The following is a 21,498-nucleotide window of genomic DNA, read 5'->3' as shown; positions in this document are numbered from 1 at the left end:
TCAGACGGGGATGGTCAGCTGGCTGCGGATCAGCGGCGCGATCTTCTCTGCCAGATAGGCGTGGCCGGCGTCGTTGGGGTGCACGCCGTCGGGCCCGATGAGGTCGGGCCTGCCGACGAACCAGCCTTCGGCGAGTGGATCGATGAAGGTGGCCCCGACTCCCCTGGCCTGGATGCGCAGGTTGTCCCGGATAGCCAGCACCACGTCGGGCGGGTCGGCGGTGGGCCACGGCGGTCCGATCACCAGGAACTTGGCCGACGGCGCGACGCGGCGGGCGATCTGGAAAGTCTCGCCGACCAGAACGGGGAACCGCGCCTGGTCGACGGGTTGGTCGTTGCGTGAGCCGAAGAAGACCACCAGCGCATCGTCACGTTTGACGGCTCTGATGGTGAGGTCCTCGAAGACGTTGCCATGGTTGCCCCGGATGCCGTAACCGGCGCCGCCCTCGGCGGCCACGTCGGGCTCGACCTTGAAACCTTGGGCGGCCAGCAGCTGCCAGGTCTGCGCGGTCCAGGATTGGGGTCCGCGGCCGCCTTCGTCGGTGCCGGTGGTGTAGGAATCACCGATCACCGCGACCCGGTCTTCCGCGGTGCCCCGATTGAGGAGTTGGTAGTCGCGCGTCTGCGGCGAGTAGCCGACGACGGCACCGGCCACCACAGCGGCCGAGACCGCCGCGGCTGCGGCCCGAGCAAGTGTATCCCTCAGGGACAAAGACACCTCACTGATTCGCGCCCCGACCGTCACAGTGTAGAGCCGCCCCACCAGGACCGCCCGGCAACGCGCCGCGAGACGGGCCGTAAGACGTTGGCGCACAGCCGAGCTCGGCGCAGATCTGACTCAACCCGCCCGCGCCGACCGGTGCGGGCGGTTGTCGATCGAGGACACCCTGGTGGCCGGATCGGGCGGCAGTTCGGCGCGAACGGTCTTGACGTCGCGGAAGTCGACCATCCGTCGCATCCAGCGGCGCGCCGGTTCCTCCACGCCGTGGTAGAGCAGCGCCGCAGCACCGATGGCAGCCGCGATCAACGCGACCACGACGATCTTGGCGACCACCTTGGTGAAGTCGAGTTGGTACTCGGCCACCGCCCAGTTCCACGCCGTGTGCACGAGTTCATGAACCATGTACAGGCTGAACGAGATCTGCCCGCCGTAGACCAGCAGCCGCGTCGACAGCAGCGCGGGCAGGCTGCCGACTCCGACCGCCAGCGTGACCACCAGCGGCATGAACAACATGTCGACCACACCGCCGGGATCGATCATCCCGTTCACCGGATGGTCGTCGTAGTAGTAGAGGATTCCCACGATCGCGGCGGTCAGCAGCACCGCGCCATAGCCGGCCGCGCGTCGGCTGCGATCGGAGGGCCGCAGCCTGCGCACCGCGGCACACGCCAGTGCCCCGGCCAGGAACTGGGCCACGATCCGCGGCAGCCAGCTCCACGGCGTATAGAAGTGCCCGCTGGCCAGCAGCAAGATGGTGGGCGGCAGCGAGGCGACGAACGCCAGGAACAGCAGTGCGCGGGCCCGCGTCACCGTCGCCATCCGGAAGATCACCAGGATCATGAGGCCGAACAGCAGGTAGGCCAGCCACTCGGCACTGATCGACCACGCCGGACCGTCCCAGCTGGTTCCGTCGAAGAAGGGCTCGAACCACAACTGGACCATGAACAACTGCCGCACGTAGCTGATCGCGGTGAGCTTCTCCACATCCGGCGAGGGCACGGTGCCGACGTGCAGCGTGAAGATGATCCACAGCGCGGCGATGTGCATGGTCACCAGGTAGACCGGCCATACCCGGGACAGCCGCAGCCACAGGAAGTGCAGCGTCGCGCGGGTCGACCAGGTGGGTCCCATCCGCTCCAGGTAGTTCCAGGTCAGCACGAATCCGCTGAGGATGAAGAACAGGTCGACGCCCTGGGCTCCGGCGTTGAGCAGTGGAGCGAGATCTTCCTGCAGGCGCGGCGAAGCGTTCCAGATCAGCGGACGGAAGTGGAACAGCACCACCCACAGGGCCGCGACGATGCGGAGGCCGGTCAGCGCCTTGATCTCTCCGGTTCGCACGCCACCCATTTCCGAATTCCTGCTGATTTTCCGCCGATTTCGGCGCCACACCGGCACCCGACCGACTGTCCGCCTCCCCGCTGTCCTGCCGCCGGCGACGGGGGTGAGTTTATCAGCGCGCACCCGCGGGCCCCGGTTTCACAAGCCTGTGTGGTCGCTGAAAGACGGGTTCGGCAGAACGACGAAATCCGCTCGCGGACGGTCCTACGCTGTCGCCATGCAGCGCCTCTCCGGCCTCGATGCGGCGTTCTGGTGGGCCGACACACCGACGTGTCCGATGCACATCGGCGCCCTCGGAGTCTGCGATCCGAGCGGTGTCACCGGGTTCAGTTTCGACGCCGTCCGCGAGCTCATCACGGCCCGGTTGCCGGAGCTACCGCTGCTTCGCCACCGGGTCGCCGGTGCCAGGCACGGACTGGACCGGCCATGGCTTGTCGAGGATTCCGAACTGGACCTCGACTACCACCTCCGGCGGGTAGCCCTGCCGGCACCGGGTGGCCGCCAGGAACTCGAAGTGCTGCTGGGCCGGTTGATGTCCTATCCGCTGGACAAGACGCGGCCGCTGTGGGAGCTCTGGTTCATCGAAGGGCTCGACGGTGGCCGGGTGGCTTACCTGACCAAGATGCACCACGCGATCGTCGACGGGGTGTCCGGCGCCGGGCTCAGCGAGATCCTGCTCGACGTAACCCCCGTTCCCCGGCCGCCGGCGGCCACCGCCGAGGACAGCGGCGCCCGTCTGCCCGGGGTGCAGCGGCGGGCGCTGGGCGCGCTGTTCAACCTGGCGGTGATGACGCCCTACCGAGTCGCCCGGGTGGTGCAGCAGACCGTCACCGGGCAGTTGGCGGCCCGCTCGGTGACCAACAAACCGCCCAACTTCTTCGAGGCACCGGCGACCCGATTCAACACCCAATTGTCCGCGCGGCGCCGGGTCACCTCGACGACCCTGCCGCTGGATCGGGTCAAGGCTGTCAAGGATGTGTTCGGCGTCAAGGTCAATGACGTTGTGCTGGCGACGATTTCAGGCGCACTGCGGCGGTATCTGCTGGAGCGCGGCGAGCTGCCCGACCGCCCGCTGGTGGCTCAGATCCCGGTGTCCACGCACGCCGAGGCTTCCACCGCAGGCAATCAGATCACCTCCACGACCGTGAGTCTGGCCACCGATGTCGAGGACCCTGCCGACCGCATCGCTGCGATCTACGAGAGCTCGCAGGGCGCTAAGGAAATGGCCCGTACCCTGTCGGACCACCAGATCGTCGGGCTGACCGAGACGACGCCGCCCGGGCTACTCGGTTTGGCGATCCGGGCCTACTCGGCTGCTCATCTCGGCGACCGGATGGTGCCGATCAACCTGGTGGTGTCGAACGTCCCGGGGCCGGACTTCCCGCTGTATCTGGCCGGTGCGCCGGTCGAGCGACTGGTGCCGATCGGTCCGCTGATGCTGGACGTCGGGCTCAACATCACCTGCTTCAGCTATCGCGGCGCCCTGGATTTCGGTCTGTCCAGCACACCGGAGATCGCGGGCGACCTCGAGGAGATCTCCGACGCCCTCGGCCCGGCCTTACGCGAACTCGAGGTGGCCGCGGGTCTGGTACCGGTGTCCTGAGGCTCAGCCGTTCTGCGCGAATCCCCAGCAGGTGCCCTGGTGTTCCAGGTTGCAGGGCACGCCGTTGACTGCCGGGATCTGATTGGGCGCGATGTTGGTGGTGACGTCACCCGGGTTGATGACCTGGGGCGGCCCGCCACCGGACTGGCCCGCGGTGCACACCCCGGGGAAACGGGTCGGCACCGTGCCGGTCGGGCAGTCCGCCGATGCGGGTGCGGCAAAGGCCACCGAGCCGAGGGCAAGCGACACCGCGCCCAATCCGATGACCACTCGCTGCTTCACAGACTCTCGATTCCGCTTCCGGGGCCGTCCGAGGCCCACCCCAAACCTAATCACGTTATCGGCTTCGCAGCCACCCCCGTTACCCGCCGTGACCCGCCGTGACAGTGGTCAGGCAGCCGGAGGCACGGGCTGGACGACCTGCGGCAGTGCGATCGACGGCACGCCCGTCCCGCCGAGCGTGTTGAGCGTGCCCGAGGCCTGGTTGGCGGTGTTCAGCAGTTGCAGGAGCGGCCCGAAGTTCCCGTTGGCCAGCTGCGTCATGGCGGCGGGGCATTGGGACTGGATGGCCTGCTCCGCGACGAATCCGGTGATCTGGGACGCGAGCCCACCGTGGCCGCTGGCCTGCGTGGCGCCCGACACCAGGTTGCCCCCCGGCTTCACCAGAAGCGGGCACACCTGTTGACCGATCTGTTCGATTAACGCGGTTATCGGCCCACCGTTTCCCACACCGACGGTGCTCAGCACACCGGTGAGGTTGGTCGGGTCGGCGTGGGCCTGAGCCGGCCAGATCGTGGCGGCGACCACGACCCCGGCGGTGACAGCGACTATCTCGAGACTGGAAGCGCCCATGTGGTTCCCTCATCTGGCTCGGTCGGCTCAGAATCAAGAGCCACAAACATCACTTTGGTAACGATGAGCCCCTTGAGTCACGGCGAGGACACAGCGCGATAAAGCTTTGAAACGTAAGCGTTTCTCTTATGTGATCGAAGCCCGGCGGCTGCTACAGCGCATCGTTGATCTCGTTCTTGAGCACCTCGGCCTGGGTTCCGAAGACGGCCTGCACACTGTTTCCCACCTCGATGACGCCGGCCGCACCCAGGGCGCGCAATCGATCCTGATCCACCTTGGCCGGGTCGTCGACCTCCATCCGCAGCCGGGTGATGCAGGCGTCCACACTGCGCAGGTTCTCCCGGCCGCCGAATGCGGCGATCAACTGCTCGGCTCGGGTCGCCGCGGGCGCAGGCGCGGTGGCCACCGACGTACCGGCGGAGACCGCCGTGACGGAATCGGTGCCGTCGCCGAGGTTGGCCTGTTCCTCGGCGTCGAACTCGGTCTGCGGTTCCCGGCCCGGGGTGCGCATGTTCCACTTCGTGATCGCGAACCGGAACAACAGGTAGTAGACGACGAAGAACACCAAGCCCATCACGATCAACAGCGGAATGTTCTTGGCTGCCGGCGCGGTGCCGTAGAGCAGAAGGTCGATCAAGCCCGCGGAGAACGAGAATCCGAGGTGGATGTCGAGCAGGTAGGCGATCGCCAGCGACAGTCCGGTGAGCACGGCATGCACGATGTAGAGCGGGAACGCGACGAACATGAAGGCGAATTCGAGCGGTTCGGTGACACCGGTGAGGAACGCGGTCAACGCCGCAGCCGACAGGATGCCGAACGCCACCTTGCGTTGTTTCTTGTTCGCGACGTGGATCATCGCCAGCGCGGCGGCCGGCAGACCGAACATCAGGATCGGGTAGAAGCCCGAGGTGAGCAGCCCCGCGCTGGGGTCGCCGGCCGCGAAGCGGGTCAGCTCACCGGTCACCACCTTGCCGTCCGCAGTGGGATAGCTGCCGTAGATGAACCAGACGTAGGAGTTCAGAATGTGGTGCAGGCCAAGGGGAATCAGCATCCGGTTGGCAAAGCCGTAGACGAACGCGCCCAGCGCACCCGCACCACCGATGAACTTGCCGAGCCCGGTCAGCCCGGCGTCGAAGATCGGATAGAAGTAGCTCATCGCGAACGCCACCACCAGTGCGGTCAGCGAGACGACGATGGGCACGAACCGCCGGCCCCCGAAGAAGCCGAGGTACGACGGGAGCGTGATGGTGTGGTAGCGGTCGAACAACCACGCGGTCAACAGGCCGATCACGATGCCACCGAACACGCTGTAATTGATCTGGGCCTGATCTCCGGCCTTGTCGAGTTGTCCGGCGAGCACGAACGGCGACATCGTCTTGAACACCGCCTGCATCACCAGGTAGCCGACCGCAGCCGACAGTGCGGTGGAGCCGTCGGCCTTGCGGGCGAAGCCGATGGCCACACCGACCGCGAACAGCAACGGCAGGTTGGTGAACAACGCCCCGCCCGCCGCGCTCATCGCCTGGAAGAACGGCCCGATCACCGGCGCCTTGATGCGGCCCAGCAGGTCGTCCTGGCCCAGCCGCAGCAGGATGCCCGCGGCCGGCAGGACGGCGATCGGCAGCATCAAGCTCTTACCGAGCCGCTGCAGCTGTGCGAAGCCGGGGATCCGCAATGCTGACTTCTGTTGTGCCCCTGCCTTTTTGGCTGCCTCACTCATGACCGGCCGACCTCCCTATATCGCAGCTCAGCGGAAGCTTAGACCACCCGGGCCGCACGTGAGAGGGTGTTTCGGCCACGGCGGGCAGCCCCGGGTCTCTATTCTTTGAACACCCGAGCCGAAGGAGTCACCGTGAGCAGCACGCCCGTCCTCGCGCCGGTCAGTGGACGCGCCGTCGCCCTCACCGACGTCCCCGATCCGGTGTTCTCCCAAGGAATGGTCGGGTACGGTGCGGCCGTCGACCCACCCCGCGAGGTGGTCGACGCGGTTGCGCCGGTCGCGGGCCGCGTCCTGAAGTTGATGCCGCACGCGTACGTCATCATGACCACGGACGATGTCGGCGTCCTGGTGCATCTGGGGCTGGATACCGTCGCACTCCAGGGTGCGGGGTTTCGCCCGCACATCGCCGAGGGCGACATGGTGACCGCCGGCCAGCCGGTGATCAGCTACGACGTGCCGTCGATCGTTGCCGCGGGCTTGAACCCGATCGTTGCGGTGGTTGTGATGGACGAACGCGAGCCGGGCAATGTGGTGCCCGGTCAAGCCGTCGCAGATGCATCCGAGATTTCCTCTGCTGCAGTCCTTTTCATGGCGAATCGCTAGGGGCCGGCGGTGGAGGTCATCATCACCGAGGACACCGCCCAGATCGGCGTGCTCGCCGCCGACGCCATCGAGACGCTGCTGCGCCGCAAGCCCGGCGCGGTGCTGGGCCTGGCCACCGGGTCCTCTCCCCTGGTCATCTATGACGAACTGGCCGCCCGCTGCGATGCGGGCCGGATCTCGTTTCGCCAGGCCCGCGGGTTCACCCTCGACGAGTACGTCGGCCTGCCCGCCGACCATCCCGAGCGCTATCGCACCGTCATCGACTCGGTGTTGGTCTCGCGGGTGGACTTCGCCCCAGGCGCGGTCGACGGCCCGGACGGCCTGGCCACCGACATCCCGGCCGCCTGCGCGGCCTACGAGGCCGCGATCACCGCAGCCGGCGGGGTGGACCTGCAGATCCTGGGCATCGGCACCGACGGCCACATCGGTTTCAACGAGCCGGGATCGTCGCTGGCGTCGCGCACCCGGATCAAAACGCTGACCCGGCAGACCCGCATCGACAACGCCCGCTTCTTCGGCGGCGACGTCGACCTGGTGCCGACCCATTGCCTGACCCAGGGGCTCGGCACGATCATGGCCGCCCGCCACGTGATCCTGGTGGCCACCGGCCGCACCAAGGCCGAGGCGGTGCACCAGTTGGTGGAGGGGCCGGTCAGCGCGATGTGGCCGGCCACCATCCTGCAGCACCACCCCCACGTCACGGTGCTGCTCGACGGCGCCGCGGCACGCCGCCTGCAGCTCGCCGACTATTACCGGGAGACCTACCGGTCCAAACCGGATTGGCAGGGCATCTGAGTGCTGCTGACCGCCGAGACGGTACTGACCGGCCGGGAGTTGTTGCGGCCCGGCTGGATTGGGGTCTCCGGGACGACGGTGACCGATGTCGGTGCCGGTCCCCCGCCACGGCGGGCCGACCGGGATCTGGGTGCGGCGACCGTGGTTCCCGGGTTCGTCGACACCCACGTACACGGCGGCGGCGGGTCGGAGTTCTCGGCCGCCGATAGTGCCGCCACACGCGCGGCGGTGGACCTGCATCACCGGCACGGCACCACGACGGTGGTGGCATCACTGGTCAGTGCCGCACCCGCCGAGCTGCTGCAGCAGGTGGTGGTCCTGGCGGGGCAGGTACACGACGGCACCATCGCCGGGATCCATCTGGAAGGGCCGTGGCTGGCGGCGGGGCGCTGCGGCGCCCACGACCCTGCGCTGCTTCGCGACCCCGATGACGAACTGGACCGGGTTCTCGCCGCCGGGGACGGCACGATCCGGATGGTGACGTTGGCGCCGGAGCGCGCCGGGGCACTCACGGCGATCGAACGGATCGTGGCTGCCGGCGCGGTGGCCGCCGTGGGCCACACCGACGCCAGCTACGAACAGACCAGGGCCGCGATCGAGGCGGGTGCCACGGTGGGTACCCACCTGTTCAACGCGATGCGCCCGATCCACCACCGCGAACCCGGGCCGGTGATCGCCCTGCTGGAGGATTCGCGGGTGACCGTGGAGCTGATCACCGACGGTGTCCACGTCGACGGCGCCCTCTACCGGCACGTGGTGCGCAGCGCCGGCCCTGATCGCGTCACGCTGATCACCGATGCCATGGCCGCCGCGGGGATGGCCGACGGCGCCTACCGGATCGGCCGGCTGGAGGTGACGGTCGCGGGCGGCATCGCCACATTGACCGGTACCTCGACCATCGCCGGCAGCACCGCCACGATGGACCGGGTCTTCCGATTCGCCGTCGAGCACAGCGGGCTGCCCCGCGACCGCGCTCTGCAGGAGGCCGTGGCGGCGACGTCGGTGAATCCGGCACGCGCCCTGGGCCTTCCGGTGCCGGAATTGGAAGCGGGGGCGCGCGCCGATCTGGTGGTACTGGACACGAACCTCGGGGTGAGCGGGGTGATGCTCGCCGGCGCATGGCTCTGACGTGCTCTAGAACTGGTGTTCGAGGAACTTGTCGGACCCCTGGTGCAGGGTGGCGGTATCACCGACGACAGGGGAAGCCATGTGCTGGATGTGCGACCACCCGGGCAGCACCGTCGCCGACTATCTGGACGTCGTTCGCGGGAAGATCGACAAGCGGGGCTGGGCCGTCCAGTACGTGGAGGACCTGCGAATGCCGTTCGCCTACACCGCGGGCATGACGGCGTACGGGCTGCCCGAACTGTTGATGACCAACGTGTCACCGGCCCGCGCAGCCCGGGTTCTCAACCGGTCGGCACAACTCCAACTCGCCGGTCGGGCCCTCTCTCCCGGCCAACAGCTGCGCCTGCCGGACGGACCCCTGGCCGAGATCGTGGAGGTCGACCACCCGGAGGTACACCTGCCGGTGGCGGTGGCGATCCACGGGCCGATTCGCGCCCTCCAACTGGTGTGGGCCGACGGCCGGGGCAGATGGCCGTGGGCACCGGACTTCTGCGATCAGGAGAGCAGGCAACCGGTGCTCGGGATGCGCTGGCCGCTGCGTCCCGACGTTTCACGATGTTGAACACGTTGCCGTCCAGAGCCCGATAGCCGGCATTGCGCGCCTCTCGGCGGGGGGTCTCGAGGTGGGTCGAGCCGTCAGCCACAACCTGGCAGATCCAATTGCATTGTCTGTCAGTTTGTTTGACGTGGGCGCAGTGCTGTCGCGCGGCTGTGAGACGATACAGCCACGCTCACGATCGGGGGGACCATGGCCGGACGGATTGTCATAGTCGACAGCGCCACGGCGATGACGCTCGCGCAGGTTCTGCCGGTCCTGCTGTTGACGTTCGCGGTGGAATTGCGCCGTACGCAACGCCATCACGCGTTGTCACGGTTGCAGTTGGGATTGTTCTTCGCGGGATTCGGTCTGGTCGAGACCGTCCTGGTGCTCTCGATCGACGGCGCGCTCTACCCGTTCCAGTGGTTCGACATCGCTTCGGCGCTGATCATCTTCGCGCTGCTGGCGCTGATCTTCCGGCTGTCGCTGTCGGATCCGACGGATACCGACGACGGTCCCTAACCGTCGGCGCGTGCGCCCTGATCGAAGTTGATCACCTCACCGCGGTTGATCGACACCCAGTCGCGGGCCTCGAGATAGGGCCGGAAGGTGGTGCTGATCAGTTCGCCGTCGGCGGTGGTCTTGGGCCGCTGCAGCTCATAGAGGTGGGGGAACTCCGTCCACGCGACCACCGCATCCCAGAGCCGCACCGCCGCGGCACCGGTGGGCGGGTCGATCAGCACCGGTCCGAACAGGCACTGCCCGTCGGGGAAGAACAGCGTCGGCACACCGTATCCGTCGGCATCGACGACCCGCCGGTGATCGGCCAGCACCTCGTCGTTGGTGGTCGGGTCGGCGATCGCCGCGTCGACCAGAGCGGGGTCAAAACCCAACTCCGTCAACAGATGTCGTGCGACGGCCCGCTCGTGCGGCTTGTGGCCTTCCTCGTGCAGGGCCCGCCCCGCGCGTTCGTACCAGGCGTCCAGCGCCGCCATCGACTGTCGGCGCAGCAGCGCCCCGATGCGCATCATCGACCAGCCGTAGGACCATTCGCGTTCCCACGGGTGCTTCTTGCCCTCCTGCCGGTTGATCTCCTCGAGGCTGAAGAACCGCCAGTTGACCTTCAGGCCAGTCTGGTCGCGGACCTCCCGGATCCACTTCGACGTCTGATAGGCGTATGGGCACATGACGTCAAAGTGGAAGTCCACCGAGTGCGGAAGGCCGGTCACATCGTGAACCGCAGGTTGCGGGCGGCCCGGTCGCCGATCTCGTCGTCGCCGGTCCAGCTGACCGCGCCGGAGTCGATCTGGGTCTGCGGGTCGATTCGGCCGCAGGCCAGCTGGATGAAGGTCGTCGAGTCGGTCGTCAGCGTGGTGTCGGGGGCGTCGAGATGCTCGACGCGCTGAGCCCGGCCGTCGACACGGACGTTGATGTCGCGCTTGACCGGCCCGGTCAGCTGGATCGCCAGGCTCTTGCCCTCGGGCAGTCCGATCTTCTTGCCGACGATGTAGCCGATCGAGCCCTCCACCTCGGCCAGTGACATTTCGGCGGTCAGGGTGCCGTCGTCGGTGCTGCGTCCCAGCGGTGTGGTGATGTCCCGTTCGTGCACCCAGAAGTCGAAGACCCGGATCTCCAGGAATCGTCCGTAGGTGCCGGGGCCGACCGGCATCCACGACGAGCGTTGCAGATCGGCGTCGGTCAGCGCGGCGAGGTCGCCTCGGCGCCGGTCGTAGACGGCGTGGACCTTGTCCACCAGGACTGCGGTGTCTTCGGTTCCGGCCAGGAACTCCGCAGCCTTCTCGAACGGTGGTGGGGTGGTGGTGTCCTCGGGCAACCAGCCGGCCATGACCGCCTCGATGCTCGTGACGTGCTTGACGACATCGGCGACGTTCCACTCCGGACACAGCGACTGCGTTGTCCACTCCGCGTCGCGCAGGCCGGCGCACAACGCCTCGAACTGCGAATAGCTGCTGCGCAGCGCGGCGCGGATGTCGTCCAGAGATCTCATGTGTCCACCTCATCCGTTGGTCGAGCCTCTTGGCAGAAGCTACTCCGGGCGCTCCGCCGGGTCATCACCGATCGGGACCGATTGAGGTAGTGCCCGCACCAGTGCCGGACGTTTCACGAGATGCCGGCGCGAGGCGCGCGCCACGGGAGCGGCGCTCAGCCGGCGGCGTTGGGCAGCAACGGCGGACAATTACCGGCCGCGTCGGTGGCGAGCTCGAAATGCCACAGCTCATTGGCGTAGATCCGGCACAGCCCGAACCGGGCGCCGTTGGCGATCAGCCACTGGTCGGCTCCCACACCGCCCACGTCCACGGCTTGGCCGATGACGTGTTTGGACCCCGCCGGGGTCTGCACGTACTGGCGGGCGGCGGCCAGGCTGCCGTACGTCGCCACCGCGTCGTCGAGCAGGCGCTGCTGGAACTCCGGCGATCGCCACCCCGAGGTGATCGTCATGGTGACGCCATCCGCGGCCGCGGCGGTGGTGGCCGCCTGGATGGCATCGAGCAGCGCCGGGTCCAGCCGTCCGATCGCCGGGTTCCCGACGTCGAATGCGGTGAGTACCTGGCCGTCGGCCAGCGAGCCGTCACCCGAGGAGACGGTGCCGGGATCGGTCGTTACGGTGTTGTCCACCAACATGATCCGGGGCTGCGCGGGGACGGTAGTGAGCCCCGCGGCGACGGCTGCCGTCGCCGCGAGGCTCAGCAGTCCGGCGAATGTGGTGCGGATCGGCATGCGTTGCGGTCCTAGGCCAGCAACAACTCGACGAACCCGCCCAGCCGCTCGTCGACGTACTCCAGCGGCTCGGCGCCACCGGCCGCGGTGATGATGGCACCGAGCAATGTCCAGTGCAGCACTTCCACCAGGTCGGGCCAGGCTCCGTAGCCCAGCGCCACCTCGATGCGGCGGGACAGCTCGGCTTCGATCTCCCGTCGCACCCGGGTCACCCCGGCGGCGGACGACATCACCGCGTTGGCGCATGCCGAACCGAGCAACGGCTGGTCGGCCATGAGCGTCAGCAACACATGCAGCTCCCCGATGACCCGCTCGCGGGGGGAGCTGAGGCGGGCGGACCCCAGCGGCGCATCGGCGAGCCGGGCCAGCGAGATCTCGGCGAGCATGGCTTCCACGGTCAGGAACCGGCCCGCAAGCTGCTCGTAAGGGACCCCGGCGCGCAGCGCGACGCGCCGCAGTGTCAGGGCCGTCGCGGGCAGTTCAGCCAGCAGCGAGTCGACTGGCTGGGCGAGTCGCCGCGGGTCAAGGTCCGCTGTGAAGCCCTTTTTGGTCCAGGCGGTCACGTCGTCACCATGCACGGTTCGACACGTTACCAACGGTTCCGGCGCCACATTCGGGTGCGGCGAGCGGGCCGGATAGGCGACACTCGATGCGATGTCTTCTCTGCGGATGGTCCCGGTGGTGGCGGCGATGCTGGCGGTCGGCCTCGCCGGTTGCGGCGATCCGCCGACCACGCCGCTTGCCTCGGCGGTCACCGCCCACGCGGCCACCAGCACGCCGGCGGCCGTCGCACTGGCCTCGACGACGGCGGTGCCGGCCACCCTGGTAGGTGTCCAGCCGCAGCTGGCCACCGATCCCGCGCAGATCGGCGCGGACCTGGTGTCCGACGAACGCGCACTGCGCGATCCGGCCACACCGGAGGATGCACTGGCCGCGGCGGCACACCGCGAGCAGGTGGCATACCGCGCGATCGGCCGGCACCCGGAATGGGACTCGATCATCCGGCCCCAGATCCCGCCCGACCTTCTCGGCTTTTACGACCACAACGTCGAGGCTCGGCGTCAGCTCGCGGCGATGGCCGTCCCGCACGACACCCTGCCGGCCTGGCGTATCCAGCCGCCGCCGGCACCCGACGAGCTGATGGGCGACTACCGGGAAGCCGAGTCGGCGACCGGCGTCGGTTGGAACTACCTGGCGGCGATCAACTTCATCGAGACCCGGTTCGGCAGCATCGACGGAACCAGCACCGCGGGCGCGCAGGGTCCCATGCAGTTCCTGCCGTCGACATTCGCCGGTTACGGCGACGGCGGCGACATCCACGCCCCGCATGACAGCATCATGGCCGCGGGCCGCTACCTGGCCGCCAACGATTTCGGCACCAATCCCAACGGGGCGATCTTCCGCTACAACCACGCCGACCAGTACGTGGCCGCGGTCAACCAGTACGCCGCCGCGATGGCCGAGGACCCGGCGGCCTTCGGGATCTATCACCGCTGGAACGTGTACTACTTCTCCACTGCTGGAGATGTGTTGCTGCCCATTGGTTTTGATCAGTCCAAGCGCATCCCGGTGGCCGACTACCTGGCTGGCCACCCTCAGTAACCACTCACCTGCCCGGGCCGCGGACCCGCCACACCACCCGGTAGGAGCCCTGCACCGGCACCCAGCCGAACTGGCGGGAGTCGACGACACCGGGCGCCTGCGGATTGTCCGACGCCGCCTCGAAACGATCGCCGCGTACCGCGGCCACCCGTTTGACCAGCCACCGCGACGGCTTGGTGGGGTCGGGGAAGACCCGGATCTGACCGACCCTGGCCCGACTGCCGCGCAGCGCAAGCAGGCCGTCACCTGGGTTCAGGGTGGGCCGCATCGAGTCCTCGACCACGACAAACCGGCGCACGGGCCGGCACACAAGGTGATGCCTGAGCCCATGGTTGTCGCGCACCCTGAAAGGGTAAGTTAGGCGCATGCTGCAACGACTTTTCGCCAACGCCACCGAAGCCCATGCCCACTGCGATCTGTACTGCGGCGTCTATGACCCCGCCCAGGCCAAGATCGAAGCGCTCTCCTGCCTGAAGACGCTCCAGAAGTACCACGATTCCGATGACGACCACTTCAAGACCCGCGCGATCATCATCAAGGAGCAGCGCGCCGAAGAGGTCAAGCATCACCTGACGGTGCTGTGGGCCGACTTCTTCACCAAGGAGCACTTCGAGCAGTTCCCCAACCTGCACCAACTGTTCTGGGACGGCGTCCACGGTGCCGGCGACGTGAAGAAGTCGCTGGACGTCGCCGTCGCCGAGAAGCTGCTCGAGACGATCGACAAGATTTCCGACATCTTCTGGCAGACCGAGAAGGCCAAGGGCATGGGGGTCTACCCGCCGGCCAAGTAACGGCTTCCCTTCGTCAGTCGAGGCCAGGCCCCACCCGGGGCCTGGCCTCAGTCATGTCCACCTCCGCGGTTATTGACGCGCGGTACAGTGCGTCGCGGGGTGCGGACCGGAGGGGTCGACATGGTGGCTGGTGAGACCGCTGGACGATGGCGCTGGGTGCAGGTGGGGATGCTGGCGGCCGGTCTGGGCGCGGCCGTTCTCGGTGGCGCCGCAGTGGCACACGCCGCCCCCGGTGATGGCGGCGATCAGCACTCCTCGGTGAGTAACTCCCACGGCAGCAGCGCCCGGTCGGCGGCCAAGACCGCCCGCGCCGCCGGGCCGTCGGCGACTCGGCGACCCGCGTCGGCACGCACCGTCTCAGCCCCGGCCGGCGCTTCCACAGCCAGTCCCGGCGCGGACCGGAGCACAGGGGCCTCGGCGCGCACCATCACCACCTCGCCCACGGCGTCCACGACCGCGCCGGCGGCCCAGCAGTCCGCCTCGGTGGCCGGCGGATTCGTCGGCCCGGTGCGGGCGGCGATCATCGCCGCGCAGGCCTACATCTACGGCTATCCGCTCATGGAGTACGAGCGGGTGCGGCAGACCACCGAGAGCCTCAACACGATCTACTCGCTGACCAGCTTCGCCAACCCCGATGTCGACCCGATCTGGAAGGCGATCGGCGGCGGCAAGCGGCCCAACACCGATACGTTCTACTCGCTGGCCGAGCTGGACCTGTCAGGCGGCCCGGTCGTGTTGTCGATCCCCGATATGGGTGACCGCTACTTCAGTTTTCAGCTGACCGACCCGTACACCAACGTGGTGGGCTATATCGGTTCGCGGACAACAGGTTCCGGCCCCGGCAAGTATGCGCTGGTGTGGTCGGGCGGCCCGCAGGGCGATATTCCTCCCGACGCCCAGGTGGTCCAGGTGCCCTACAGCAGCATCCTGATGCTGGGCCGTACCCTGGCCGGTGATGCCGCCGACCAGCAGCAGGCGATCGCGCTGATCGACCAGTACTCGCTGACCCCGACCGGAGGTAGCGCCCCGAGTGGGACGCAACCGAAGCCCGGGCTGGCCTATCTGGATGCGATCAGCGCCGCAATGGCGGCCAATCCCCCGCCTGCCCGCGATGCCCCTGCACTGGCCACGCTGGCCCGCATCGGCGTGGGCCCCGGGCTGACGGTGGCCGGCTCGAATCTGGGTCCGGTCGCCCGGCTTGCCGCCGACCTTGCGGTCAAGGCAACAGCGGCGCTGCTTCCCGCATTGGCGAACCTGACCCAGCTGGTATCGGCGGTCCAGCACCAGGGCTGGGCCATCCCCGATTCGTCGATCGGCAACTTCGGTACCAACTACCTGCTGCGCGCGGGCGTCGCCCAGGTCGGACTGATCGCCAACACCCCCGACGAGGCGATGTACTCCTCGGCGCTGCTGGACTCACGGCTGCTGCCGCTCAACGGATGCAGCTCGTACGAGCTGCATTTCGCGCCCGGCAAGGCTCCGCCGTCGGATGCGTTCTGGTCGGTGACCGTCTACGACGGCGACGGCAATCTGGTGCAGAATCCGGAGAACCGGTACAGCATCAGCAGCAGCAGGCCTGACGAACTGGTGACCCGTCCGGACGGCTCGATCGACATCATCTTCTCGACCACCGATCCCGGCGATCCCACCGCGAACTGGCTGCCGATCCCGGCGGGATCGTTCGGGGTGTATCTGCGCAATTACGTTCCGCAGCAGGCAGCGCTGGACGGCAGCTGGACGCCACCGGGTATCCAACGGCTCTGACCCGGGCTATTTCCAGGCGAACAGCGGTTGTTCGAGTTCATCGACCGGATCGTGGCGACCTTCCAGGCACAGCCACCGCAGTTGTAGCAACACCGCCCCGGTGGGTGCGTGGATCAAGTCATTGCCCAACGGGATCTGCACCACCGGACGTGGGCTCTCGGCGATGCTGACGAACCTCGGCGAATCCTCGCGTTGCAGTTGATGCAGACCAACCCGGTACACCGCGACAACCTCGTCGGGCGCGGGTTTGGGGTCCAAGCGGCCGCCGCCCCAGATCACCACCGGCGTGATGACGTACCCGGACCGGGTCGGATAGTCGTCGAGCAACCCCAACACCGAGGATTCCGGCAGGCTGACCCCGACCTCTTCGTCGAGTTCGCGCAGGGCAGCGTCGATGGCGGTCTCGCCGGCGTCGAGGCGGCCACCGGGCAGCGCCCACTGCGCGGCGTGCGCCCGCAGCCGGGATGCCCTGCGGCACAGGAAGAACGCCGCGCCACCGGAGACGTCGACCATCCGGCCGTCGAGGCCGTCGCCCATCGGCCTGCCGTCGATCCAGTCGTCGACGTCGGCCGGGTCCACCCTGTCCTCGCCGGCCTCGGAATCGACCAGGACGACGGCGACTGCCGCGTGCCGCTTGGTCGGATCGATCACCGTCCGTCGTTGATGACCGCCGAGGTGGCCGCGAATCCGGTCCCGTAACGCCTGGTCGTAAGTGATCGCCACGCTACGACGATAGGCGGGGCCGTTCCGAGGGAACGCCCCCGCCTCTGTCGACAAGCCTTCTACCGGGTCAGAACGTGGGGACGAACACTCCGTTGATCCACACGCCCCAGTGGTTCCAGCCCGAGTCCCACACCTGCTTGTTGCCGGCCGCCCAGGACGGCGGGACCGGTTGCGGCGGCGCCCACGCCGGCGGGCTGCCGACACTGGGTCCGGCCGGCGGTGCCGGCGGTGGAGGCATCGAGCCTTCGGCCGTTGCCGTGGCGAGTCCGGCTCCCATGGCACCTGCGGTCAGTGCGCCCGCAACCACGGCGCCGGCCAGGATCTCTTTCAACCTCATGCGGATGAAACTCCCATCTGGGTCGGTCCAATGTGCCTTCAGAACGAGTAATAACCACAACCGCGATCGGTAAACCCCCGTCCTGTCGGGGCGAACTCAGCCCCCGGTCAATGCCACCGGTGCGGCCGGTGCGGCGCCGGCCCTCGTCACCAGGGTGTACAGGGGTGCCCCCCACGCGTGAGGACCGCTCGCCGCGGGCGCATAGGCGGTGTGGATGGCGATCGCGCTGTCCGACACCGTGGTGGAATCCGCGTCGTAGTCACACACCGGGTCGCCGACGTCGCACACGCTGATGGTGCGTGCACCGACAGCCGGCGGCAGCACCGAGGTGTTGGCCGAGGCCAGCAACGAGTGTTCCTGGGCGACGCCCTTGCCCCGGCTGGGTGCGATCGCGGTAGAGCCGAGGTTGACCGTCGTATCGGCAGGCAATCGGTCACCGTCGGCGATGAGCAGGGCGGCGGCCAGGTTCGGGTTGTCGGCCAGGGCGTAGAGGTTGCGGTGCACCACCATCGCACCCTGGGAGTAGCCGGCCAGCACCACCTTGGTGTCCGGGCAGCGCTGGGTGAACGCGGTGAACTGCTTGGCGACGGCGTCGGTCCCGTCGCCCACACTGCCGAGGAAGTCGAGCCAGCCGCTCAGGCCGCCCTTGATCGGCACCGGGGCGGCCGGATACTGAACCGACTCGGCATCGATGCTCCTGCCACTGGCCAGCAGTTCGCTGCGCAGTTGCAGGTAGGACTGATAGACCACGTCGCCCATGCCGCCGTTGGCAGCCAGGGCGACGCCGTCCCGTTGGCCCGAGCCAGCGGCCCCGATCCAGTGGTAATCGGCACACGACGATGCCGCGGCCGCGGTACCGGTGGCCAGGCCGGACAGTCCGAATACGGCGGCCAGCACAGCCGATCCCAGAGCGCGAAACACGAGAAGATCCCTCCACTACAGTCAGCAGGTTGATCGCGGCGCGCCGGTCAGCCGTTACCGAATGCCACACCATGTGGCCAGCGCCGCACCGAGCGCAGCATCGGGTCCTTCGCCCACCCAGGCGACGTGGCCGTCCGAGCGGATCAGGACGGATTCGGCGGCAGGCACGTCTGACAGGCCCGGAAGTTCCCATCGGCCAACGTATTCGGCATCGACGATCCGCAGCCGGCCGTAGTCGGGGACGGCGCCGAACCGGCCCGCCACACCCAGGTTCAGCAGCACCGGGCGCGCGGTGTGCAGCAGGGTCGACACCCGGACCGGTCCGCCGGCGGTCTGCAGGTCCAGATCCGGCATCCGCCGCCCCAGCAGTGGGTGTGCGTCGCCCAGGTCGTAGCGGATGTCCAGGCCCGACATCCTGGCCCCGAGGCGGGTACGCGGCTCGGTCATCTCCAGCAGCTCGGCGATCGTCTCGCGCAATGCCTGACTGCGGTCATCGGGCCGCAGCAGCACGCTTTGGGCCAGGATGTTGCGCAGCACCGCTGAACCGACGGGGTGGCGTTCGTCGTGATAGCTGTCCAGCAGATCGGGTGACGAGACGCCGTCGAGTACCTGCCCCAGTTTCCAGCCGAGGTTGACGGCGTCCTGCACGCCGGTGTTGAGCCCTTGCCCGCCCACCGGATGGTGAACGTGGGCCGCATCCCCCGCGAGCAGCACCCGTCCGGCCCGATACGCACTGGCCTGGCGGGCCATGTCGGTGAAGCGGGACACCGAGGTGGGGCTGTGCACCCCGAAGTCGGTGTCGTAGACGTCAATCAACCCGGCCCGCAGGTCATCCAGGGTCGCCTCCCCGCTGCCGAGTTCACGCTCGGTCACCATGACCCGCACCGGCCCGTCGTCCAGCCGGCTCAGTCCATGGATCCCGAGAGCGTCGTGCCGGACACCCCACGGCGGCTCGTCGGTCACCTCGACCTCGGCGATCAGATAACTCGTGGTGGGCTCGGACCCCTCGAACGCGATCCCGGCCGACTTGCGCACCACGCTGCGCCCACCGTCGCAGCCCACGACGTAGCAGCCGGCGACCGCGGCGCCGTCGGCCAGCCTCACCAGGACCCGGTCGTCGTCCTGACCCAAACCGGTGGCCTCCAGGCCCCGGCGAATCGGCACGCCGAGCTCTTCGACCCACTGCGCCAGGATGCGTTCGATGTTGCTCTGCCACAACGCCAACCCGTACGGGTGCCGGGTCGGAAGATCGCTGATGTCCAGTCGGATCTGGGCGAACCCCGCAACCTGTGCGGTGTAGCCGGCCGACAGGAAGCGGTCGGCAACACCGCGCTGATCGAGGATCTCGAGAGTCCTGGCGTGCAGGCCGCCCGCCCGCGAGCCCACCAACTCCTGCCCCTGCCTGCGCTCCACGATCGCGGCGTCAACGCCGGCCAGTGCCAACTCCGCAGCCAACATCAAACCCGTCGGACCTGCGCCGACGACGACCACCTGATGCTCACACAATTGACGCACGCGTTTGTCCCATCGCTGAATTGACTTTCAGGACAGTGAGTTTGCGCCCGCCACCGGGTCTTGCCGCAAGCCCCCCACTGCGCTATACCTTGAAAGGGGCGGGGGTTACCTATTGGCGCGGGGCGTGCTTCTCGTCCAGCAGGGTCCGGGCCACCCACTCGACGCGCGCCAGCGAGTCCGCCAACGTCAGCCGCCCGACGAGTAGCCCGCCCAATGCGCCACTGAGTGCCGTGTTCAAACCAAAGCTGACGTTCGAAATCGCCTCGGGGGCAAGGCCGTCCAGTAGGCGGTTGAACATCTCCGCATTGTTGCGCTCCATCTGCTCGATGATGGGTTTCACCTCCGGGTCGGTGGAGGCCATCATCTGCAACATCAACGCCGTCATCTGGGGATTACGGGCGAATGCCCGCTGCGCGCGCTGCAGGTAGTCGAGCACGCCCGGCAGCGGATCCGTGCCCGGTGCGGCGCCGGACTGCATACGGCGGGTCAGCCGCCGCTGCCAGTCCTCGAGTGCGGCCGCCAGCAGGTTCTCCTTGGAACTGAAGTAGCGGTACACGGTCGCCAGTGCCACCCCGGAGCGTTGGGCGACGTCGCGCATCTGGACTGCGTCGGCACCCACCTCGCCGATCAGGCCGATCACCTCTTCGATGACCTTGGCCCGTCGCACCAGCTGGTCGCTGGTCATGTCGGCCAGCGCGACCACATCGGTCTGCGCACGGGCGCCACGAGCGCGGCCGCGCGGGGATTCCTCGGCGGGCGCGATGTCGGTGACAGGGGTGTCGACGATGCCGCCTCCTCAAGAACAACCTTCTGACACTGGCATCGGCAATCCTACGACAGACTGCCACGTCGGCCCAGTTCTCCCAGCTCTGCCGTATTGCCATTCGCCCCCTGTGGTAGAACGATGTTTCAGTAGACCAACCCTGATCGGAGCGCGCATGGCCGGACCTGTCGGTCTCCCGGTAATCGACACGATGATCGGATTTCCTCATGAGGGCTTCGATCAGTACGACTTCATCCGCCGGCAGACCAAGGACCGCGAGTCCAAGGAGAACTTCGAGTTCCCGGTCGAGTACATGTTCAAAGACGTCCCCAAGGACCTGCCCACCGACGACCCCGTGTCACTGCTGCTGGCGCAGATGGATCGGTTCGGCATCGAGAAAGCCGTCGTCGGCGTCAGCGACCCGTCCGCGGACAAGGCACTCAAGCTCTTCGGCGACCGTTTCGTCCCGTCCGGAGCGGTCTCGGACCCCAACGACGTCATGGGATCGGTGGCCGCGATCCGCCGGGAGTACGAGCAATACGGCATCCGGGCCACGTCGGTGTTCCCGTCCGGAACCTTCCCACAAGTGCCCATCGACGACCCGAAGATGTACCCGATCTACGCCACCTGCGTCGAACTGGGCATCCCGATCTTCGTGTGCGCCGGAGTACCGGGTCCGCGAATCCCGTTCAAACCGCAGGAAGTCTCGCGCATCGACATCGTGATGTTCGATTTCCCCGACCTGGTGTTCGTCACCCGGCACGGCTGCGAACCATGGGAGGACCTGGCCGTCAAGCTGATGCTGAAGTGGCCGAATCTGTACTACTCGACCTCGGCGTTCGCCCCGAAGTACTACCCGAAGGCGATCATCGACTACGCGAACTCCCGCGGTGCCGACAAAGTCCTCTACGCGGGCTACTTCCCAATGGGCCTGTCACTGGAGCGGATCTTCCGCGATCTGCCTAACGTCCCCTTCAAGGACGAAGTCTGGCCGAAGTTCCTGTACGGCAATGCCGCCCGCATCCTCGGTCTGGAGAATTAAGGTC

General features: G+C 67.8%; 25 protein-coding genes. 10 read left to right on the top strand and 15 right to left on the bottom strand.

From position 1 onward, the window contains the following. Window positions 1–711, bottom strand: coding sequence for an Rv0518 family GDSL lipase (locus G6N35_RS20215; protein WP_163805852.1), 711 nt, complete (start codon window positions 709–711; stop codon window positions 1–3). Between the two features lie 126 nt (window positions 712–837). After that, on the bottom strand, window positions 838–2,067 hold the full coding sequence (locus G6N35_RS20210; RefSeq protein WP_163805851.1) for an acyltransferase family protein: 1,230 nt from the start codon (window positions 2,065–2,067) through the stop codon (window positions 838–840). A 208-nt stretch (window positions 2,068–2,275) separates the two neighbouring features. Here G6N35_RS20210 and G6N35_RS20205 point away from each other — a divergent pair, with 208 nt between their 5' ends. Beyond that, a complete protein-coding gene (locus tag G6N35_RS20205; RefSeq protein WP_163805850.1) occupies window positions 2,276–3,661 on the top strand; it encodes a WS/DGAT/MGAT family O-acyltransferase in 1,386 nt (461 codons plus the stop codon). Window positions 3,662–3,664: 3 nt separating this feature from the next. Here the strand turns inward: G6N35_RS20205 and G6N35_RS20200 are convergent, their stop codons facing one another. The 3 genes from G6N35_RS20200 to G6N35_RS20190 form a co-directional block, all read right to left on the bottom strand. Then, window positions 3,665–3,943, bottom strand: a complete 279-nt coding sequence (locus tag G6N35_RS20200) for a hypothetical protein (RefSeq protein WP_179967393.1) — start codon at window positions 3,941–3,943, stop codon at window positions 3,665–3,667. Between the two features lie 108 nt (window positions 3,944–4,051). Next, complete coding sequence (locus G6N35_RS20195; RefSeq protein WP_163805848.1) at window positions 4,052–4,513, bottom strand: DUF732 domain-containing protein; 462 nt, start codon at window positions 4,511–4,513, stop codon at window positions 4,052–4,054. 151 nt (window positions 4,514–4,664) lie between these two features. Beyond that, window positions 4,665–6,233: a PTS transporter subunit EIIC gene (locus tag G6N35_RS20190; protein ID WP_163805847.1), complete on the bottom strand. Its 1,569-nt coding sequence runs from the start codon at window positions 6,231–6,233 to the stop codon at window positions 4,665–4,667. 132 nt (window positions 6,234–6,365) lie between these two features. Between G6N35_RS20190 and G6N35_RS20185 the strand changes: the two genes are divergently transcribed. The 5 genes from G6N35_RS20185 (at window position 6,366) to G6N35_RS20165 (ending at window position 9,819) form a co-directional block, all read left to right on the top strand. Continuing rightward, on the top strand, window positions 6,366–6,836 hold the full coding sequence (locus G6N35_RS20185; RefSeq protein ID WP_163805846.1) for a PTS sugar transporter subunit IIA: 471 nt from the start codon (window positions 6,366–6,368) through the stop codon (window positions 6,834–6,836). A gap of 9 nt (window positions 6,837–6,845) precedes the next feature. Then, complete coding sequence (gene nagB, locus G6N35_RS20180) at window positions 6,846–7,631, top strand: glucosamine-6-phosphate deaminase (protein WP_163805845.1); 786 nt, start codon at window positions 6,846–6,848, stop codon at window positions 7,629–7,631. Next, on the top strand, window positions 7,632–8,759 hold the full coding sequence (gene nagA, locus G6N35_RS20175; RefSeq protein ID WP_163805844.1) for an N-acetylglucosamine-6-phosphate deacetylase: 1,128 nt from the start codon (window positions 7,632–7,634) through the stop codon (window positions 8,757–8,759). Window positions 8,760–8,847: 88 nt separating this feature from the next. Next, window positions 8,848–9,321, top strand: coding sequence for a DUF4262 domain-containing protein (locus G6N35_RS20170; RefSeq protein WP_322790625.1), 474 nt, complete (start codon window positions 8,848–8,850; stop codon window positions 9,319–9,321). 186 nt (window positions 9,322–9,507) lie between these two features. Then, on the top strand, window positions 9,508–9,819 hold the full coding sequence (locus G6N35_RS20165; RefSeq protein WP_163805843.1) for a hypothetical protein: 312 nt from the start codon (window positions 9,508–9,510) through the stop codon (window positions 9,817–9,819). Here the strand turns inward: G6N35_RS20165 and G6N35_RS20160 are convergent. The 4 genes from G6N35_RS20160 to G6N35_RS20145 form a co-directional block, all read right to left on the bottom strand. Further along, the gene (locus G6N35_RS20160) at window positions 9,816–10,526 is read right to left on the bottom strand and encodes a mycothiol-dependent nitroreductase Rv2466c family protein (RefSeq protein WP_163805842.1); all 711 of its coding nucleotides are present in this window, start codon (window positions 10,524–10,526) and stop codon (window positions 9,816–9,818) included. The genes G6N35_RS20165 and G6N35_RS20160 overlap by 4 nt on opposite strands. Continuing rightward, a complete protein-coding gene (locus G6N35_RS20155) occupies window positions 10,523–11,305 on the bottom strand; it encodes a maleylpyruvate isomerase N-terminal domain-containing protein (protein ID WP_163805841.1) in 783 nt (260 codons plus the stop codon). Before G6N35_RS20155 ends, G6N35_RS20160 begins: the two co-directional genes overlap by 4 nt. A gap of 155 nt (window positions 11,306–11,460) precedes the next feature. Then, window positions 11,461–12,036: a M15 family metallopeptidase gene (locus G6N35_RS20150; protein WP_163805840.1), complete on the bottom strand. Its 576-nt coding sequence runs from the start codon at window positions 12,034–12,036 to the stop codon at window positions 11,461–11,463. Window positions 12,037–12,047: 11 nt separating this feature from the next. Continuing rightward, complete coding sequence (locus G6N35_RS20145) at window positions 12,048–12,614, bottom strand: hypothetical protein (protein ID WP_163805839.1); 567 nt, start codon at window positions 12,612–12,614, stop codon at window positions 12,048–12,050. Between the two features lie 76 nt (window positions 12,615–12,690). Here G6N35_RS20145 and G6N35_RS20140 point away from each other — a divergent pair, with 76 nt between their 5' ends. After that, window positions 12,691–13,638, top strand: coding sequence for a lytic transglycosylase domain-containing protein (locus tag G6N35_RS20140; protein ID WP_163805838.1), 948 nt, complete (start codon window positions 12,691–12,693; stop codon window positions 13,636–13,638). A 4-nt stretch (window positions 13,639–13,642) separates the two neighbouring features. Here the strand turns inward: G6N35_RS20140 and G6N35_RS20135 are convergent, their stop codons facing one another. Beyond that, window positions 13,643–13,981 carry a S26 family signal peptidase gene (locus tag G6N35_RS20135; protein ID WP_322790624.1) on the bottom strand — a complete coding sequence of 113 codons (339 nt, stop codon included), beginning with the start codon at window positions 13,979–13,981 and terminating at the stop codon, window positions 13,643–13,645. A gap of 22 nt (window positions 13,982–14,003) precedes the next feature. On the opposite strand from G6N35_RS20135, the gene sodN reads away from it, so the two are divergent. Further along, window positions 14,004–14,429, top strand: coding sequence for a superoxide dismutase, Ni (sodN, locus tag G6N35_RS20130; RefSeq protein ID WP_163805836.1), 426 nt, complete (start codon window positions 14,004–14,006; stop codon window positions 14,427–14,429). 99 nt (window positions 14,430–14,528) lie between these two features. Continuing rightward, window positions 14,529–16,193, top strand: coding sequence for a DUF1254 domain-containing protein (locus G6N35_RS20125; RefSeq protein ID WP_220098516.1), 1,665 nt, complete (start codon window positions 14,529–14,531; stop codon window positions 16,191–16,193). A 6-nt stretch (window positions 16,194–16,199) separates the two neighbouring features. Here the strand turns inward: G6N35_RS20125 and G6N35_RS20120 are convergent, their stop codons facing one another. The 5 genes from G6N35_RS20120 to G6N35_RS20100 all read right to left on the bottom strand — a co-directional run bounded on the left by G6N35_RS20120 (window position 16,200) and on the right by G6N35_RS20100 (window position 20,374). Continuing rightward, window positions 16,200–16,916, bottom strand: a complete 717-nt coding sequence (locus tag G6N35_RS20120; protein WP_163805834.1) for an NUDIX hydrolase — start codon at window positions 16,914–16,916, stop codon at window positions 16,200–16,202. A 67-nt stretch (window positions 16,917–16,983) separates the two neighbouring features. Then, window positions 16,984–17,253, bottom strand: coding sequence for a hypothetical protein (locus G6N35_RS20115; protein WP_163805833.1), 270 nt, complete (start codon window positions 17,251–17,253; stop codon window positions 16,984–16,986). Window positions 17,254–17,349: 96 nt separating this feature from the next. Beyond that, the gene (locus G6N35_RS20110; protein WP_163805832.1) at window positions 17,350–18,174 is read right to left on the bottom strand and encodes a cutinase family protein; all 825 of its coding nucleotides are present in this window, start codon (window positions 18,172–18,174) and stop codon (window positions 17,350–17,352) included. 54 nt (window positions 18,175–18,228) lie between these two features. Next, window positions 18,229–19,680 (bottom strand): FAD-dependent monooxygenase, encoded by a 1,452-nt coding sequence (locus G6N35_RS20105; RefSeq protein WP_179967484.1) that lies wholly within the window; start codon window positions 19,678–19,680, stop codon window positions 18,229–18,231. 118 nt (window positions 19,681–19,798) lie between these two features. After that, window positions 19,799–20,374 (bottom strand): TetR family transcriptional regulator, encoded by a 576-nt coding sequence (locus G6N35_RS20100; RefSeq protein ID WP_163805831.1) that lies wholly within the window; start codon window positions 20,372–20,374, stop codon window positions 19,799–19,801. On the opposite strand from G6N35_RS20100, the gene G6N35_RS20095 reads away from it, so the two are divergent. Beyond that, on the top strand, window positions 20,337–21,494 hold the full coding sequence (locus G6N35_RS20095) for an amidohydrolase family protein (protein ID WP_322790623.1): 1,158 nt from the start codon (window positions 20,337–20,339) through the stop codon (window positions 21,492–21,494). The genes G6N35_RS20100 and G6N35_RS20095 overlap by 38 nt on opposite strands. Window positions 21,495–21,498 lie beyond the last annotated feature (4 nt).

Source organism: Mycolicibacterium anyangense, from assembly GCF_010731855.1.
Classification (GTDB): domain Bacteria; phylum Actinomycetota; class Actinomycetes; order Mycobacteriales; family Mycobacteriaceae; genus Mycobacterium; species Mycobacterium anyangense.
Note: the sequence above shows the minus strand (reverse complement) of the source record. Positions and strands in the feature narration are given on the sequence as shown.